This window comes from Herbaspirillum sp. AP02 (assembly GCF_015767275.1).
GTDB lineage: Bacteria > Pseudomonadota > Gammaproteobacteria > Burkholderiales > Burkholderiaceae_D > Herbaspirillum.
Genome location: NZ_JADWMY010000016.1, coordinates 37,538 through 54,075, shown reverse-complemented (window position 1 = coordinate 54,075; position 16,538 = coordinate 37,538). Strand labels below are relative to the sequence as shown.

The following is a 16,538-nucleotide window of genomic DNA, read 5'->3' as shown; positions in this document are numbered from 1 at the left end:
GGCGCTTATCCCATCGCCAGGTCGTTCTCATGTTTCCCCGCAGGAACATTCGACCGCCTGCGCGGCCGGTCCTGCTCAGTAGGCGGCCGGTGCCGCGTTGCGCTTTTGTTGCGCCTCGCGCGCCTCCCGCTCGATCTGCTGGGCTTGCATGAAGGCGTCGAAGGAGCGCTCGATGGTGGCCCGCTCGACGTCGCGGGTGATGAAGACGATGCGGCTGCGACGGTCTTCCGAGGGCCACTGCGGCAAGGTGGCGGTGGGATGGAAGATGTGCTGCACACCATGGATCACGGTCGGCAACGCCTCGCCCTTGAGGTTGAGGATGCCCTTGATGCGCAGGATGTTGGGACCCTTGAAGCCCACCAGCAAGCTCAGCCATTCATCGAAGAGCACCGGATCGATGGGCTCGTCGAAGGTAAAGCAGAAGGCGCGGATGTGGTCGTCGTGACGGTTGACGTCGTGGGCGTGATCATGCTCATGATGCCCATGGGCATGATGATCGTGGTGATGGTGATCGTGTCCATGATGGTGGTGCTGGGCTGCTTTCTCGGCGAAGGCTTCCTCGTTGAGCCAGCGCGCCACGTCAGGCATTTTCTCGCCCGGCTTGAACAGGCCCGCATCCAGCAGCTCGCCGGCCGCGATCTGGCCGACCTGCGGCTGCAACTGGCGCGCACCCGGGTTCAGCGTGCGCAGGCGCGCCTGCAGGGCCGACAGCGTGGCGGCGTCGGCCAGGTCGGTCTTGGTCAGCAGCAGGCGGTCGGCAACCGCCGCCTGTTGCACGGCTTCCGGGTGACTGTCCAGGGTCGACATGCCATTGACCGCATCAACCGTGACGATCACGCCATCGAGACGATAGCGCTCCGAAATGAAGGGGTCCGTCATCAGCGTGTGCAGGATGGGCGTGGGCGAGGCCAGGCCGGTGGTCTCGATGACCACCCGGTTGAACTTGCGCTGGCCGCCTTCGGCGAAGCGCCAGGTGATGTCCTTGAGCGTCTTCTTGAGATCGCCACGGATGGTGCAGCACAGGCAGCCGCTGCTCATCTCGACGATGGTTTCTTCCTGGCTGTGCGCCACCAGCAGGTGATCCAGACCGATCTCGCCGAACTCGTTGATGATGACCAGCGTGTCCTTCATTTCCGGCTGGGCGATCAGGTGATTCAACAGCGTGGTCTTGCCGCTGCCCAGGAAGCCGGTGAGCAGGGAAACGGGAATCGGCGCAGCGCCGGCGGGTACGGATGGGTTCATGTTGTAAAGACGGGATGAGAATGGACAGTCCAGTCGCCATGCTAACCGATGCGTCAAGGGGCCGGCAGGAACGGGCAAAAAAAAGACGGACCGTATCGGCCCGTCTGGTGTTGTGCGGTTCAGTCGCGCAATTCACTCATTGTCGTGCGCATCCAGCGGCACTTTCTCGGGTTGAGGTTGAGCGTCGGTCTTGCCCAGGCCCGGCAGCAGGTGCCCCAGCTTGCGCGCCTTGGTCCCCAGGTAGCCGATGTTGAAGGGATTGTGGTTGGCGATCAGGGCAATGCGCTCGGCCACGGTGATGCCGCTCTCTTCCAGTGCCTTGACCTTGCGCGGGTTGTTGGTCATCAGGCGCAGGCTGGTGATCTTCAGGTGGGCCAGCATGGGCAATACGATGGTGTAGCGCCGCATGTCCGCCGGGAAGCCCAGGCGTTCATTAGCCTCCACGGTATCGGCGCCCTGGTCCTGCAGGTGGTAGGCGCGGATCTTGTTCAACAGCCCGATGCCACGGCCTTCCTGGCGCAGGTAGAACAGCACGCCACGGCCTTCCTTGGCGATCTTCTTCAGGGCAGCCTCCAGCTGGGCGCCGCAGTCGCAGCGCTGGGAGAACAGCGCGTCGCCGGTCAGGCATTCGGAATGCACGCGGCCCAGCACCGGCACGCCGCTACCGACATCGCCCAGGGTCAGGGCCAGATGTTCCTTGCCGGAAACTTCATCGTAGAAGGCGTGCAGCTCGAAGGTGGCCCAAGGCATGGGCAACTTGCACGAACTGACGAAGACCAGTTTTTCTTCCGGCACGGCGGCGGCCGGGGCGATGGATGAGGACATGACAACCTGCTTTCGAATCGAATGCTCAGAACCGCGTATCTTACCTTGCAGCCGGGTTTCTTTCAGCGCCCCACTATCCCGTACAAGCCACCTGAGCGACTTGTACGGGGAATTTGAATTACCCTCACGCAAGAAAAAGCCCCGCGCACGGCGGGGCCTTGCGGCGCCAAGCCAGCCGGCTCAGACCAACCCGTGCGCCTGCTGGTCCGCGTGATAGCTGGAGCGCACCATGGCGCCCACGGCGGCGTGCACGAAGCCCATCTTGTAGGCCTCTTCCTCGTACATCTTGAAGGTGTCCGGGTGCACGTAGCGGCGCACCGGCAGGTGGTCGCCACTGGGCATGAGGTACTGGCCGATGGTGAGCATGTCGACGTTGTGGGCACGCATGTCGCGCATGACCTGCAGCACTTCCTCGTCGGTCTCGCCCAGGCCGACCATGATGCCGGACTTGGTCGGTACTTCCGGATGCAGGTCCTTGAAACGCTTCAACAGGCTCAGCGAATACTCGTAGTCGGAACCCGGACGGGCTTCCTTGTACAGGCGCGGCGCGGTTTCCAGGTTGTGATTCATCACGTCCGGCGGGGCCATCTTGAGGATTTCCAGCGCGCGGTCCATGCGGCCACGGAAGTCCGGGGTCAGGATCTCGATGCGGGTCTCGGGCGACAATTCGCGTACACGCTGGATGCAGGCTGCAAAGTGGGCTGCACCGCCGTCGCGCAGGTCGTCGCGGTCCACGCTGGTGATGACCACGTAGGACAGGCGCAACTGGGCGATGGTCTTGGCCAGGTTTTCCGGCTCGTTGGGGTCCAGCGGGTCGGGACGACCGTGGCCGACATCGCAGAACGGGCAGCGGCGGGTGCACTTGTCACCCATGATCATGAAGGTCGCGGTGCCCTTGCCGAAGCATTCGCCGATGTTGGGGCAGGAAGCTTCCTCGCAGACCGTCACCAGGTTGTTGGCGCGCAGGATGTCCTTGATCTCGTAGAAGCGCGTGGTCGGCGAGCCCGCCTTGACGCGAATCCAGTCCGGCTTCTTCAGCTTTTCGGCGGCCACCACCTTGATGGGAATCCAGGCCGTCTTGCCGGCGCCTTTCTGCTTGTCCAGCGGGTTCACGCGGGCCGCGCCGGCGGCGTTGGCATTGGAGGAGGAATCTGCTGCGGAAGTGATTTCGGTCGTCATGTCGGTCGTTCCGGCCCCGGGCGCGCTCAGCGCGTGAGGCTCAAGCCATGCCCGCGAAGCGGGCGATCAGTTGGTCTGCAAGCAAGTCCTGGACATCGGCCAGGCGGGCCTGTCCGGCCCCCAGGGTCTGCATGTCCACGGTGGCCAGGCCTTCGTAGCCACAGGGATTGATCCAGGAAAACGGCGCCAGGTCCATTGCCACGTTCAGAGATACCCCGTGGTAGGTGCAGCCGTTGCCCCGTATCTTCAAGCCCAGCGCGGCCACCTTGGCGCCCTGCCAGGGGCCGTCGGCAGCGTAGATGCCGGGCGCCCCTTCCTTGCGTACACCGGCGAGATTATACGCCGCCAGCGTGGCGATCACCGCCTCTTCGATGTTGTGCACGAATTCGCGGGCGAACAGGCGCGCCCCGCTGCGGTTGCGGCGCAGGTCCATCAAGAGGTAGATGACCACCTGTCCGGGGCCGTGGTAGGTGACCTCGCCACCCCGGTCGGTCTGCACCACCGGGATGTCGTGTGGATTCAACACATGGGCGCGGTCGGCGCCCAGGCCCAGGGTATAGACGGGGGGATGTTCGACGATCCAGAGCTGGTCGGGACTGTCGGCGGTGCGCGCATCGGTGTAGGCGCGCATGTCGGCGAAGCTGGTTTCGTAGGACTCGACGCCCCGCCGCACGATCTGCGGGCGGCGGGCAGCAGCAGCGGCGGGGGTGTCGCTGGCGCTGGCGGTGGGTAGTGCGGTTTGCATGTCCGTCAGTGTAGCGAAATTCGGACAGGCCCGTGTCAGAACCAGCGGATCAGTCCGTGCGGCAACAACTTGCTGATACGCACCGTATCGCCACCCTCAGCCATCGGCAGCAGCGGCGCCTGCGGGGCGACGGCAGCACCGGTGCCGGACAGCCAGCTGCGCCAGCCCGCCCGACGCAGGGGCGACACCGTGAACTCGGCCGCACCGTGCACCGCTTCCAGGATGGCCAGCCCGCGCCCGTGGTAATCGAAGCAACGTCCGGCCGTGAGCCAGATGTCCTGCCGGCAGCCGGCAATGGTCAGCCACACCAGGCCGCTGGTGATGCGGATGCGCACGCCACCGCGCAGGCGGCGGGTCTGCGTCTGTCCTTCCAGAAGTCTCTCCGGAGGTGTCTGATCTGCGAATGAAATTGCCATGGCGGGTACTCCCTTGCGAAAATCCAGGCAAGCCGCGCCCCTGCCGCGCTGCCCGGTCGGGTGCGGCTTTCAGAGGGAGAATGCCTGGAGTGATGGTGAATGAGTCACCATTGTAGGAAAACCCTGCAGCACAACAAAACGATATATATTGCGTTTCTTTGCGAATGAAATTCACAAGGAACCCACCATGGCCGATCTCAGGAAACTGCCCAACCTGGCCGCCCTGCGCGCCTTTGACGCGGCCGCCCGCCACGAATGCTTCTCGCGTGCGGCCGAGGAGGTGCATGTGACCCCCGGTGCCATCAGCCACCAGGTGCGCGCGCTGGAAGAGGACCTCGGCCTGCAGCTCTTCAAGCGCCACGGCAAGCGCATCGCCATCACCGAGACCGGCCAGCGCTTCGCCGCCACTATCCGCAAGTCGCTCGGCGAAATCGCCCAGGCCGCCGAACACCTGCGCAGCCTGAACCGCCAGCAGCGCCTGGTGATCTCGGCCACACCCTCGTTCGCCTCACGCTGGCTGGCGCCGCGCCTGTGGAAGTTCATCGATGCCCATCCGGAAATCGAGGTGGTGCTGCAATCGGGCAGCCATCTGGCCGACCTGCGCCTGGACGGAGTGGACGTGGGCATCCGCTTCGGCCGCGGGCAATACAGCGGCGTGGTCACCGAAAAGCTCAGCGACGATTACTACTACCCGGTGGCCGCCCCCGGTTATCGCGGCGACGGCGCCCGCAGCCGCAAGCTCACGCGCCCGGCCGACCTGGCCCATTGCACGCTGTTGCGCATGGATACCCGCGAGTCCTGGCAGCCCTGGCTGACCCTGGCCGGGCTGGACCTGCCGGAGCCCAGCGGCACGCTGGTGGTGGAAGACTCCTCATTGACGCTGCGTCATGCCGTCGAGGGCAAGGGCGTGGCACTGTCGCGGCACACCATCGCCTGGCAGGAGATCGCCAGCGGCACGCTGGTGCGCCTGTTCGACGTGGCCCAGCTGTGCGACGAGGCGCACTACCTGGTGCACCTGCCGGAGGGGCTGGAAAAGCCCGGCGTGGTGGCCTTCCGCCAATGGATCTTCGAGGAGATGCAACTGTTCCAGGCCATCCCCGGCTGGCCGGGCGATGTGCCGAAAACGCCAGGCCGCAAAAAAGCGAAAAGCCCATGAAAAAACCGGCGCATCCCGAAGGACTGCGCCGGCCTTTGCCGACCTTGCGACACCGCGAACCGGATCAGAGCACGAACTTGACCATCTCGTGCGTGGACAGCGCGCGATAGATGTTGTCGAGCTGGGTGCGGCTGGTGGCGCGCACGGTCAGCGTCAACGACAGGTACTTGCCCTGGGTGGATGGCCGCATCTCGACCTTGCCCGCATGAAACTCGGGATCATGCTCGATGACCATGGCGACGATGGTTTCGGCGAACGCGTCATGGGTGACCCCGACCACCTTGATGGGGAAGTCGCTGGGATACTCGATCAGGGATTCTTCAGGGGAAATTGTGGGCATAGTCATGGCAAACCGTCTTGGCGTTGTCCGCTTCGGCGCTCCGGGTTTCAATGCTCCCAGATGGGGATGAACCGGCAGGCTTCAAGCGGAGGGTCGGGTGAATACGGGTGGGGGATGCCTGCATTCTACGCCATGCCGGCGACCCGACGTGCAGAAAACGTCAGGGTCGCCGTTGATCAATGTGCGCGCACTGTGCTGGCCTGCAAGCTTACAGACGGGCCTTGGCTGCCTGGTAGGCCGCATAGACCTTGCCGAACACCGGCCCCGGATGCCCGCTGCCCACCGGCTGGCCGTCCAGCTTGACCACCGGCAGCACTTCCTTGCTGGCCGAGGAAATGATGAGCTCGTCGGCCGCCAGTACTTCCTCGCGGGTGATGCGGCGCGACTGCAGCACGATACCCTGCTCGACGCACAGCTCTTCCATCAGGCCATAGCGGATGCCTTCCAGGATCAGGTTGTCCTTGGGCGGTGCCGACATCTGGCCATCCTTGACCACCCACACATTGGAGGACGAGGCTTCCGACAGGAAACCGTCACGGAACTGGATCGCCTCGGTCACTTCATTCTCGGCAGCGAACTGCGCGGCCAGCACATTGCCCAGCAGCGAGGTCGACTTGATCTGGCAATTGAGCCAGCGGCGATCTTCCATGGTCACGCAGGCCACGCCCAGCTCGATGGCCGAGGCCGCCGGCAGCGCCATGGGATTGGTCATGATCAGCACCGTCGGCACCATTTCCTTGGGGAAGGCATGGGCGCGCTTGGCGACACCCCGGGTGACCTGCAGATAGATCATCTGGTCCTCCAGACCGTTGGCCTGGACCACCTGGTCGATCAGGGCGTTCCAGCCGGCCTCGTCATGCGGATTGGGAATACCGATGCTGTCCAGGCTGCGGAACAGGCGCGCGAGGTGCTGGCGACCACGGAAAGCCTTGCGGCGATACATGGGGATCACCTCGTAGATGCCATCGCCGAAGATGAAACCGCGATCCAGCACCGGGACGCGGGCTTCGGACAGCGGCGTGAGTTCGCCATTGAGATAGACGATGGGATCGTTCATGGTGGGCTTTCCAGTAATCGTGGGTGAGCGGGTGGATGCGGCGAACCGTGCCGCGATGAATCCATTCTGTCACGCCCTTTCCGCCGAGCTTATGCAAAAACGGTATGGCCCGCCATCTGCTCAGCTCACGACGTGATCGGCTGCATCTGCACGCGATGTCCCGCGCCCTCGCCCGCTGCCGCGGGGACGAACTTCCAGCGCACGTCGTGGAAGCGCGCCAGCGTCTCGCGGTGCGCGATGCTGATCACGGTCACGCCCGGCAGCTCGCGCGGCAAGGCGGCATAGAGCACCTCTTCGGTCTCGCCATCCATGGCGCTGCTGGCTTCATCCAGGAACACGATGCGCGGGCGATTCAGAAACACCCGCACGAAGGCCAGCCGTTGCTGCTCGCCCGGCGACAATGCCTGGCTCCAGTTGGCCGCCACATCCAGCCGGTCGGTCAGATGCGACAGGCGGCACAGGGCCAGGTAACGGAGGATGAGGGCATCCTCGAAACTGCCCTCGGCTGCCGGATAGGACAGCGCCGCCCGCAGGCTGCCGATGGGCAGGTAGCTGCGCTGGGGCAGGAACATCACCGGGGCATCCTGCGGCAGGCCGACCTGTCCATGACCATAGGGCCAGACATCGGCCATGGCGCGGATCAGCGTGGACTTGCCACATCCCGAGGGGCCGCTGATGAGCACATGCTCGCCCGACTCCACCCGCGCATCGAGACTGCGCATCATCGGCGCGCCATCCGGGAAGGACAGCTGCAAACCCGACACCGTCACCGCACTGCCCGCATGCGGCGCCACCTCGATGGTGCGCGCCATGCCGGTGGCACGCTCGACGTCGGCATGGAAGCCCGCCAGCCGGTTGATGCTGGCCTTCCAGCTGGCCAGCGTGGTGAAGGCATTGATGAACCACGACAGCGCATCCTGCACCTGGCCGAAGGCATCGCTGATCTGCATCAGCACACCCAGCGAGATGGCGCCCGAGAAGTAGCGCGGCGCCGACACCAGCATCGGGAAGATCACCGCAAACTGGCCATAGAAATTGACGGCCACATTGAGCTTCTTGGTCAGCCGCATGATGTCCCACCAGTTGCGGCGGATATCGTCCAGGCGTGCTGTCAGCTGGGTGCGTTCCTGCACCTCGCCGCGATACAGGGCCACCGCCTCGGCATGCTCGCGCACACGGATCAGGCCGAAACGGAAGTTGGCCTCGAAGCGCTCCTGGTTGAAGCTCAATCCCACCAGCGGGCGACCGATCCACCACACCAGCCCGGACCCGACGGCGGCATAGGCGATGACGAACCAGACCATGTAACCGGGAATGACCCAATTCTGCCCACCGGCCGAAAAACTCAGCGGGCCGCTGACCGACCACAGGATGTGGATGAAGGAAAACAGGGTGACGCTGCTGGAGATGAACCCGAGCACCAGCGACAGCGTATCGGAGGTCAGCGCATGCAGGTCCTCGGCGATGCGCTGGTCGGGGTTATCCGAGAGCCGACCCTCCTGCCCTTGCTCGATGCGGTAATAGGCGCGATGCGCCAGCCACTGGTCGAGATAGCGGGTGCTCATCCAGTAGCGCCAGCGGATCTGCAGCGCCTGCTTCAGGTAGACGCTATAGATGGCGATGGCCACGAACACGAAGGCCAGTCCCGAGAACTGCCACAGCAAGGATTTGAACTGCGGATAGTCGCGCGATTGCAGCACGTTGTACATGTCGCGGTTCCACGAGTTCAGGCGCACGTTGATGTAGACCATGCCCAGGTTCAGGGCAATGATGGACAGCAGCAGCGCCCAGGCCTTCCACTTTTCTTCGGATACCCAGAACGGCCGGATGAGCCGCCATATCTGGGTGCGGGTGGCACGGTTGGCGAGATGGCTGGGATCGGCCGGTGGCGTGGAAGCGACTGCAGGGGACGGGTGTTCGGTCATGTCGTGGTCCTGGCGGTTGTTTTGCTGCCCAGCTTGCCGCAGAAGACTTAACGCAGGCTTAAGCACCCTCTCCCGCCCATCCTGTGGGACCGCGCAGAGACTATCGCTTCCATCGGAAGATTCAATCCAGGGCCGTGGCGATTGCCGCTAGACTGCCCTCTTCGCACCATGTTGCCGGTCATCAACGCCGCGTCCGAAGGCGGACTAATACCATCGTCTGGTAGGCGCCTGCGGGCTGACCCGCAATAATCGGCAACATCGGCAGCATCGGTCACAAGTCACTGTCGCGTCACCAGTCCATCATTCCAGGGAGCCTGTCATGCATCCACTTACCCCCAAGCGTCGCTCACTGAGCGTCGCCACCCAATTGTCGCTGAGCTTTGCGCTGGTACTGGCAATGATGCTGGTGCTGACCGTGGTCAGCATTACCAAGGTCAATGCCATCGAGGGCAGCCTAGCGCGGGTCAGCGAAGACAACAACGTCAAGCAGCGCTACGCCATCAACTTCCGCGGCAGCGTGCATGACCGCGCCATCGCCCTGCGCGACTTGACCCTGGTGGGCGATGCCGAGGTCAAGGACGTGATGGCCCAGATCGACAAGCTCGACGCCGATTACCAGCAGTCGGCCAAGCCGCTCGATGCGGTCTTCGCCAGCATGAGCGTGCGCCCCGACGAGCGCGCCAGTCTGGAACGCATCAAGGCCGTGGAAGCCCGCGCCATGCCGCTGGCCGCCAAGGCCATCGCGGCACGCAAGGCGGGTGACATCGAGGCTGCGCGCCAGTTGATGCTGGGCCAGGTCAAGCCGGCCTTTGTCGAATGGCTGGCCGCGATCAACCAGTTCATCGACCTGGAAGAAGGTATGAGCCAGGCGGAATCAGCCAAGGCCCGCAGCACCGCACGCGGCTTCCAGGCCTTCATGCTGATCCTGCTCAGCGCCGCGCTGGTGGCCGGCGTGGTGCTGGCCACGCTGATCACCCGCTCCATCCGTGGCGCACTGGGCGCCGAACCGGACGAGGTCAAGCACGTGGCGCTGGCCGTGGACCGTGGCGAGCTGTACCACGAGGTGACGCTGCGCCATGCCGGCAATGCGCGTCGCCAGAGCATCATGGAAGCCCTGGCCGAAATGAGCGGCAACCTGCGCAACACCGTCAGCGAAGTGCGCGATGCCGCCGCTGGCGTCGCCACCATCAGCGCCCAGATCGCCGCCGGCAACAGCGACCTCTCGGCCCGCACCGAAGACCAGGCCGCCTCGCTGGAAGAAACCGCCTCGGCCATGGAGCAGCTGACAGCCACCGTCAAGCAGAACGACGGCCACGCCCGCGAAGCCAACCAGCTGGCCCGCAATGCCTCCGACATCGCCAAGCAGGGTGGCGCCATCGTCGAAGAGGTGGTCGATACCATGGCCGCCATCAACACCTCGTCGCGCAAGATCGTGGACATCATCGGGGTGATCGACGGCATCGCCTTCCAGACCAATATCCTGGCCTTGAATGCCGCAGTGGAAGCGGCCCGTGCCGGTGAACAGGGACGCGGTTTCGCCGTGGTCGCCACCGAGGTGCGCAGCTTGGCCCAACGCAGCGCGGCGGCCGCCAAGGAGGTCAAGCAACTGATCGATGCCTCGGTCGACAACGTCGAGAACGGTACCCGCCTGGTGGAGCGCGCCGGCGAGACCATGGAACAGATCGTGACCAGCGTGCAGCAGGTGACCGATGTGATGGGCGAGATTTCCACCGCCAGCCATGAGCAGAGCGTGGGCATCGAGGAAGTCAACAAGGCCATTGCCCTGATGGATCAGGTGACCCAGCACAATGCCGCGCTGGTGGAACAGGCCAGCGCCGCCGTGGCCACGCTGCAAGAGCAGGCGGTGAACCTGAACCAGGCGGTGGGCGTATTCCAGCTGGAAGCACCGGACGCGCTGGTGCCGGCACCGGTGGCGGGGGTGTCCGTGGCAAGGACAGCGCAAACCGCACCGCTGTTGCGTACCGTACAGGTCCCGCTGCAAGTGGCACCGGCACTGCCGATGGAAAAGCTGGCGGCCTGATGCTCAAGTGAAGTGATCTGGTGATCAGGTGGCCTTGATCCGGGGCCACCTGCTCTTCCCCTCGCGAGCGGGCCGGCGCTGCTGGCGCTACCCTCTGTGCACCACCCTCCCCCTCATAACTCCCCTAGGAAGTCCTCCACGAACGCGCGCATGCGTGCCTGCCGTGCGCTGGCCATGGCCGCTCCGCTGGCGGTCTGGAAGCCCTCCTGCAAGCGCAACAGCTTGGCCGGGAAATGGTCCAGCGCGAAGCGACGATCGTCCAGTACCCGCCCGTGCGCCTGTGGGTCCAGCGGTTCATAGAGCGCCGACCCCATCCGCCCCGCCACATAGAAGCAACGTGCCACGCCAATGGCGCCGATGGCATCCAGCCGGTCGGCATCCTGCACGATCTTCGCCTCCAGCGACTGCGGGGTGATCTGCGCCGAGTAGCTGTGGGCCTGCACGGCATGGACTACGCGGTCGGCGTCTTGCGCGGTCCACCCCAGCGCGTCCAGGATTTCCCGCGCGCGTTGCGCCGAGAGCGTCGAAGCCTGGCTGCGCAGGGGCGAATCCTTCTCCACCCGCACGCAGTCATGCAAGAGCACGGCGGCCAGCAGGATGCGCAGGTCACCTCCCTCCTCCTGCTGGAGACGGCGCGCATTGTTCCAGACCCGCAGCAGATGCGAGAGATCATGCGAACCATCACCGGCATCGTCGAGGACATAGGGCAACAGCGTGAGAGCCAACGGCTCTTGTGGCTGGAAGGCGACGGCGGCTTGCGAGAGATTCATGGCTGCAATAGATGAATGGAGGGCAATTCATCAGTATCGCCGATCCGGGAACCTCAGGCGCCGACCACCATTCCGATTTTCCGACAAGTGTTTTTGACTTGTCCGATACACCTGGGCAGCTCGCCTATGAGATGATGCGGCTTCCATGGCTTCCACCATTTCCGCGGGCAAGCCCCGGATCACGATAGTGGCCCTGCTGCCGCAACGATCCGCCAGCCGCGCACGAAGCCGCGCCACAGGTCAGCTTGGCCTGTCCTGCGCCCGCCGCCGCATCGCCGTCGCCCGCCGCCCCCTTTTTGGAGTTTGTTGCATGTTCAGCTGGTTCGAAAAACTGGTCCGTCCCTATCCGGAAACACACCCCCTGCCGCCCCCACGTGGCTTCATGCGCTTCATCTGGTTCTGTACCCGGGGCGTGCGCCCCTACATCGCCGCCATGACGTTGATGACGGCCATCATCGGCGTATTCGAGGCACTGCTGTTTGCCGCGCTGGGCCGTATCGTCGACTGGCTGTCCAAGATCGAGCCGGCGCACCTGTGGGCGCAAGAGGGGCATACGCTGCTGTGGCTGTTGCTGATCCTGGTGGCCAGTCCGCTGCTCATCGCACTGCAGACCATGTTCAAGCACCAGACCCTGGCCGGTAATTTTCCCATGCTGCTGCGCTGGAATTTCCATCGCCTCATGCTGAGCCAGAGCATGAGCTTCTACCAGAACGAATTCGCCGGACGGGTCGCCACCAAGGTCATGCAAAGCGCGCTGGCGGTGCGTGATTTCTGCATGATCGTGGGCGACATCCTGGTCTTCATCACCATCTATTTCGCGACCCTGATCGGCGTGGTCGGCAGCTTCGACATGTGGATGCTGGCACCTTTCTTCCTCTGGCTGGCGGCCTTCGCCGTGGCCCTGCGCTACTTCGTGCCGCGCCTGTCGGCAGTGGCGCGCAACCAGGCCGATGCACGTTCGATGATGACCGGCCGCATCACGGACGCCTACACCAACATCGCCACCGTCAAGCTGTTCTCGCATGCCGGCCGCGAAGCCGACTACGCCCGCAGTGCCATGCGCGAATTCCTGACTACGGTGCATCGCCAGATGCGGCTGGTCTCGGGTTTCGAGGTGGTCAATCACATCCTGAACATGATCCTCATCATCGGAGCCAGCGGGGTATCGCTGTACCTGTGGACGCAGGGCAAGGTGGGTATCGGCGCGGTCGCTGCCAGCACCGCGATGGCCCTGCGCCTGAACGGCATCGCCCACTGGGTGATGTGGGAAATGTCATCGCTGTTCGAGCACGTCGGTACGGTACAGGACGGCATCAACACGCTGGCGCTGGCGCATGACGTCAAGGATGCCCCGGATGCCCGGCCGCTCAAGGTCACGCAGGGCGAACTGCGCTTCGAGGGCGTGAGCTTCAGCTATGGCGGCGCGGCGCCGCGCCCGGTGGTGGACCGCCTGGACCTGGTGATCAGACCCGGCGAAAAGATCGGCCTGGTCGGCCGGTCCGGCGCCGGCAAGTCGACCATCGTCAACCTGCTGCTGCGCTTCTACGATATCGAGGGCGGCCGCATCACCATCGATGGCCAGGACATCGCCCACGTCACCCAGGACAGCCTGCGCGCGCAGATCGGCATGGTCACGCAGGACACCTCGCTGCTGCATCGTTCGGTGCGCGAGAACGTGACCTACGGCCGCCCCGACGCCAGCGATGCCGAGATGATCCATGCGGCCGAACGGGCCGAGGCACATGATTTCATCGGCACCCTGGCCGACGCCAAGGGCCGCACCGGTTATGACGCGCACGTCGGCGAGCGTGGCGTGAAACTGTCCGGCGGCCAGCGCCAGCGCATCGCGATTGCCCGCGTGATGCTCAAGGATGCGCCCATCCTGCTGCTGGACGAGGCCACCAGCGCACTCGATTCGGAAGTGGAAGCGGCCATCCAGACCAGCCTCTACAAACTCATGGAAGGCAAGACCGTGGTCGCCATTGCGCACCGCCTGTCCACCATTGCGGCCATGGATCGCCTGATCGTGCTGGACCAGGGCCACATCGTGGAGCAAGGCACGCACAGCGAGCTGCTGGCGGCCAACGGTTTGTATGCGCGGCTGTGGGCGCACCAGAGCGGCGGCTTCCTGGGCGAAGAGGAAGAACAGGTCGTGGCGACCGCCTGATCCGCCCGAGACACCGGCTCGCAAATGGTTTATATCATTTACGGATAGCGGCGGAAGATCGCGCAGAAAAAATGGGCGGACCTTTTACGGTGCGCCCATTTTTGCTTCGTACTCCGGAGTTGCTCCGACCCTGCTCCGCCCCTATTGCAGGTTGAACGAAGCCGTCTTCACATCCTTGGAATCCAAGCCCACCTGCACCTGGAATTCACCCGGCTCGGCCACGTATTCCAGCTTGGCGTTATAGAAGGACAGCGCCTTGCGGTCGATGCTGAAGCGCACCTGTTTTTCCTCTCCCGGCTGCAGCATCAGCTTGCGGAAATCCTTCAGTTCCTTGACCGGCCGCACCACCGAAGCGGCCACATCGCGGATGTACAGCTGCACCACGGTCGCACCGGCGCGACGGCCGATGTTCTTCACGGTGACACTGGCCTCGACCTTGCCATCGGCCTGCATGGTCGGCTGCGACAGACTGACATCGGAGAGCTTGAACTCGGTATAGCTGAGGCCATAGCCGAAGGGATAGAGCGGGCCATTGGGTTCGTCGAAGTATTGCGAGGTGTAGTTGCCGGGCTTGCCTTCGGTGTAGGGACGACCGACGCGCGGATGGTTGTAGTAGCTCGGGATCTGCCCCACCGAACGCGGGAAGGTCAGCGGCAGCTTGCCGGAAGGATTGACGTCGCCGAACAGCACATCGGCAATCGCATTGCCACCCTCGGTGCCGGTGTACCAGGTCTCCAGGACGGCCGAGGCGTTCTCGCGTGCCCAGTTCAGGTCCAGCGGACGGCCATTCATCAAGACCAGCACCAGCGGCTTGCCGGTGGCCTTGAGCGCCTTGAGCAGATCCAGCTGGCTCTGTGGCAGCGACAGCGAGGTGCGGCTGGAGGATTCGTGCGACATGCCACGCGACTCGCCCACGGCGGCCACGATGACGTCGGCATGGCCGGCCGCCTGCACGGCTTCATCGATCATCGTCTGCGGGCTGCGCTTGTCCTGCACCACCTCCGGGTCATCCCAGTTCAGGAAGTTGAGGTAATCGACGATGTGCTTGTCGTCGGTGATGTTGGCGCCACGGGCATAGACCAGCCTGCCCTGCGTGCCCACCGCGGCCTGCAGGCCCTGGCGCACGGTGATGGTCTGCTTGTCGCGACCGGCCGCCGACCAGCTGCCCAGCATGTCGATGTGCGAATCGGCCAGCGGGCCGACCAGCGCGATGCGGGCATTCTTCTTCAGCGGCAGCGTAGCGTTGCGGTTTTCCAGCAGCACCATGGACTGCTGTGCCACTTCACGAGCGGCAGCGCGATGCAGGCGCGCATCGGCATAGACATCGGCCGGGTCATCGGCGGCACGGCCGATGCGCACGAACGGGTCCTTGAACAGGCCCAGGTCGTACTTGGCGCCCAGGATGTCGCGCACGGCGTTGTCCAGCTCCTGCTGCGAGACCTTGCCCGAGCGCACCAGCGCCGGCAATTGCTTGATGTAGACCTGGTCGGCCATGCTCATGTCGGTACCGGCTTTCATGGACAGGCGCGCCGCTTCGCTGTCGTTCTGCGCCACGCCGTGGTTGACCAGTTCGGTGATGGCGCCGTGGTCAGACACGGTCAGGCCCTTGAAGCCCCAGTCACGGCGCAGCAGATCCTGCAGCAGCCAGGTGTTGGAGGTGGCCGGGGCGCCATTGATGGAATTGAGCGCCACCATCACGGCACCGGCGCCGGCATCGATGGCGGCGCGATACGGCGGCAGGTAGTCGTTGTACATGCGTTGCGGGTCCATGTTGACCACGTTGTAGTCGCGCCCGCCCTCCACTGCCCCATACAGCGCGAAGTGCTTGACGCTGGCCATGACGCGATTGGCCGCGATGGGACGGGTCTCGCCCTGCAGTGCGCGCACGGAGACATCGGCGATGCGCGAGACCAGATAAGGGTCTTCACCGAAGCCTTCCGAGGTACGGCCCCAGCGCGGATCGCGGCTGATATCCACCATCGGCGCGAAAGTCATGTCGATACTGTCGGCAGCGGCTTCCTCGGCGGCGGTACGCATGGCCTTGGCGACCAGGTCCATGTCCCAGCTGGAGGCCAGGCCCAGTCCGATCGGGAAGGTGGTGCGGTGACCGTGGATCACGTCGTAGGCGAAGAACATCGGGATCTTCAGCCGCGAGCGCATCGCGCCTTCCTGCAGCGGACGGTTCTCGGCGCGGGTGACCGAATTGAAGGTACCACCGACGCGGCCGGCGGCCAGTTCCTCTGCCAGTTTCTTGGCAGGCATTTCCGGGCCGATGCTGATCAGGCGCAACTGGCCGATCTTTTCTTCCAGCGTCATCTGACGCAGCAGGTCGTCGATGAAGGCGGTCTTGTCACCCAGCAAGGCGGGGTTGGCTTGCGCATGGGCTGCGGGGCCACTGAGCGCGGCGGTACAGGCCAGCGCGCACAGGGTCATGGCCAAGGCCAGGCGGGGGCGGCGCACGGGCGCGGCTTGCCGCTCGGTAAGCTTGTGGGACACAGGTTTCCTCTCTTTTTCTAAACTTTGGCGGCGTACTGCCCTCTACTCTACGAACTTGCGCAAGCGGGACAGCAGCGTATCGACGGCGATAGCAATGGCTGGAGCATTAATTGCTTGTCTTCTATGATGCTTAGCCGGCCGGACGGTTCGCTATATTATTCTGTTTTGATGCCTGCAGG

13 protein-coding genes are annotated in these 16,538 nt (G+C 64.3%); 3 read left to right on the top strand and 10 right to left on the bottom strand.

The window, feature by feature from the left end; all coding sequences use genetic code 11:
- Positions 1-75: 75 nt before the first annotated feature.
- The 5 genes from I5R65_RS22975 to I5R65_RS22955 form a co-directional block, all read right to left on the bottom strand.
- Positions 76-1,242 (bottom strand): GTP-binding protein, encoded by a 1,167-nt coding sequence (locus I5R65_RS22975; protein ID WP_180671073.1) that lies wholly within the window; start codon positions 1,240-1,242, stop codon positions 76-78.
- 132 nt (positions 1,243-1,374) lie between these two features.
- A complete protein-coding gene (ribA, locus tag I5R65_RS22970; protein WP_180671074.1) occupies positions 1,375-2,067 on the bottom strand; it encodes a GTP cyclohydrolase II in 693 nt (230 codons plus the stop codon).
- Between the two features lie 180 nt (positions 2,068-2,247).
- The gene (gene lipA, locus I5R65_RS22965; RefSeq protein ID WP_180671075.1) at positions 2,248-3,246 is read right to left on the bottom strand and encodes a lipoyl synthase; all 999 of its coding nucleotides are present in this window, start codon (positions 3,244-3,246) and stop codon (positions 2,248-2,250) included.
- 40 nt (positions 3,247-3,286) lie between these two features.
- Positions 3,287-3,991: a lipoyl(octanoyl) transferase LipB gene (gene lipB, locus I5R65_RS22960; RefSeq protein WP_180671076.1), complete on the bottom strand. Its 705-nt coding sequence runs from the start codon at positions 3,989-3,991 to the stop codon at positions 3,287-3,289.
- Between the two features lie 35 nt (positions 3,992-4,026).
- Positions 4,027-4,407 (bottom strand): DUF2917 domain-containing protein, encoded by a 381-nt coding sequence (locus I5R65_RS22955; protein ID WP_180671077.1) that lies wholly within the window; start codon positions 4,405-4,407, stop codon positions 4,027-4,029.
- 187 nt (positions 4,408-4,594) lie between these two features.
- On the opposite strand from I5R65_RS22955, the gene gcvA reads away from it, so the two are divergent.
- Positions 4,595-5,563: a transcriptional regulator GcvA gene (gene gcvA, locus I5R65_RS22950; RefSeq protein ID WP_180671078.1), complete on the top strand. Its 969-nt coding sequence runs from the start codon at positions 4,595-4,597 to the stop codon at positions 5,561-5,563.
- Between the two features lie 64 nt (positions 5,564-5,627).
- Here gcvA and I5R65_RS22945 read toward each other — a convergent pair whose 3' ends face one another.
- The 3 genes from I5R65_RS22945 to I5R65_RS22935 form a co-directional block, all read right to left on the bottom strand.
- Positions 5,628-5,909: a DUF493 family protein gene (locus I5R65_RS22945; protein ID WP_180671079.1), complete on the bottom strand. Its 282-nt coding sequence runs from the start codon at positions 5,907-5,909 to the stop codon at positions 5,628-5,630.
- A 202-nt stretch (positions 5,910-6,111) separates the two neighbouring features.
- Positions 6,112-6,960: a D-amino acid aminotransferase gene (locus I5R65_RS22940; protein WP_180671080.1), complete on the bottom strand. Its 849-nt coding sequence runs from the start codon at positions 6,958-6,960 to the stop codon at positions 6,112-6,114.
- Between the two features lie 125 nt (positions 6,961-7,085).
- Positions 7,086-8,885, bottom strand: a complete 1,800-nt coding sequence (locus tag I5R65_RS22935) for an ABC transporter ATP-binding protein/permease (RefSeq protein WP_180671081.1) — start codon at positions 8,883-8,885, stop codon at positions 7,086-7,088.
- 319 nt (positions 8,886-9,204) lie between these two features.
- On the opposite strand from I5R65_RS22935, the gene I5R65_RS22930 reads away from it, so the two are divergent.
- Positions 9,205-10,926 (top strand): methyl-accepting chemotaxis protein, encoded by a 1,722-nt coding sequence (locus tag I5R65_RS22930; RefSeq protein ID WP_180671082.1) that lies wholly within the window; start codon positions 9,205-9,207, stop codon positions 10,924-10,926.
- A gap of 113 nt (positions 10,927-11,039) precedes the next feature.
- Here I5R65_RS22930 and I5R65_RS22925 read toward each other — a convergent pair whose 3' ends face one another.
- Positions 11,040-11,696, bottom strand: a complete 657-nt coding sequence (locus tag I5R65_RS22925; RefSeq protein WP_180671083.1) for an HD domain-containing protein — start codon at positions 11,694-11,696, stop codon at positions 11,040-11,042.
- 310 nt (positions 11,697-12,006) lie between these two features.
- On the opposite strand from I5R65_RS22925, the gene I5R65_RS22920 reads away from it, so the two are divergent.
- A complete protein-coding gene (locus tag I5R65_RS22920) occupies positions 12,007-13,863 on the top strand; it encodes an ABC transporter ATP-binding protein (RefSeq protein ID WP_180671084.1) in 1,857 nt (618 codons plus the stop codon).
- A gap of 141 nt (positions 13,864-14,004) precedes the next feature.
- Here the strand turns inward: I5R65_RS22920 and bglX are convergent, their stop codons facing one another.
- Positions 14,005-16,359 (bottom strand): beta-glucosidase BglX, encoded by a 2,355-nt coding sequence (gene bglX, locus I5R65_RS22915; protein ID WP_180671085.1) that lies wholly within the window; start codon positions 16,357-16,359, stop codon positions 14,005-14,007.
- Positions 16,360-16,538: the final 179 nt, after the last annotated feature.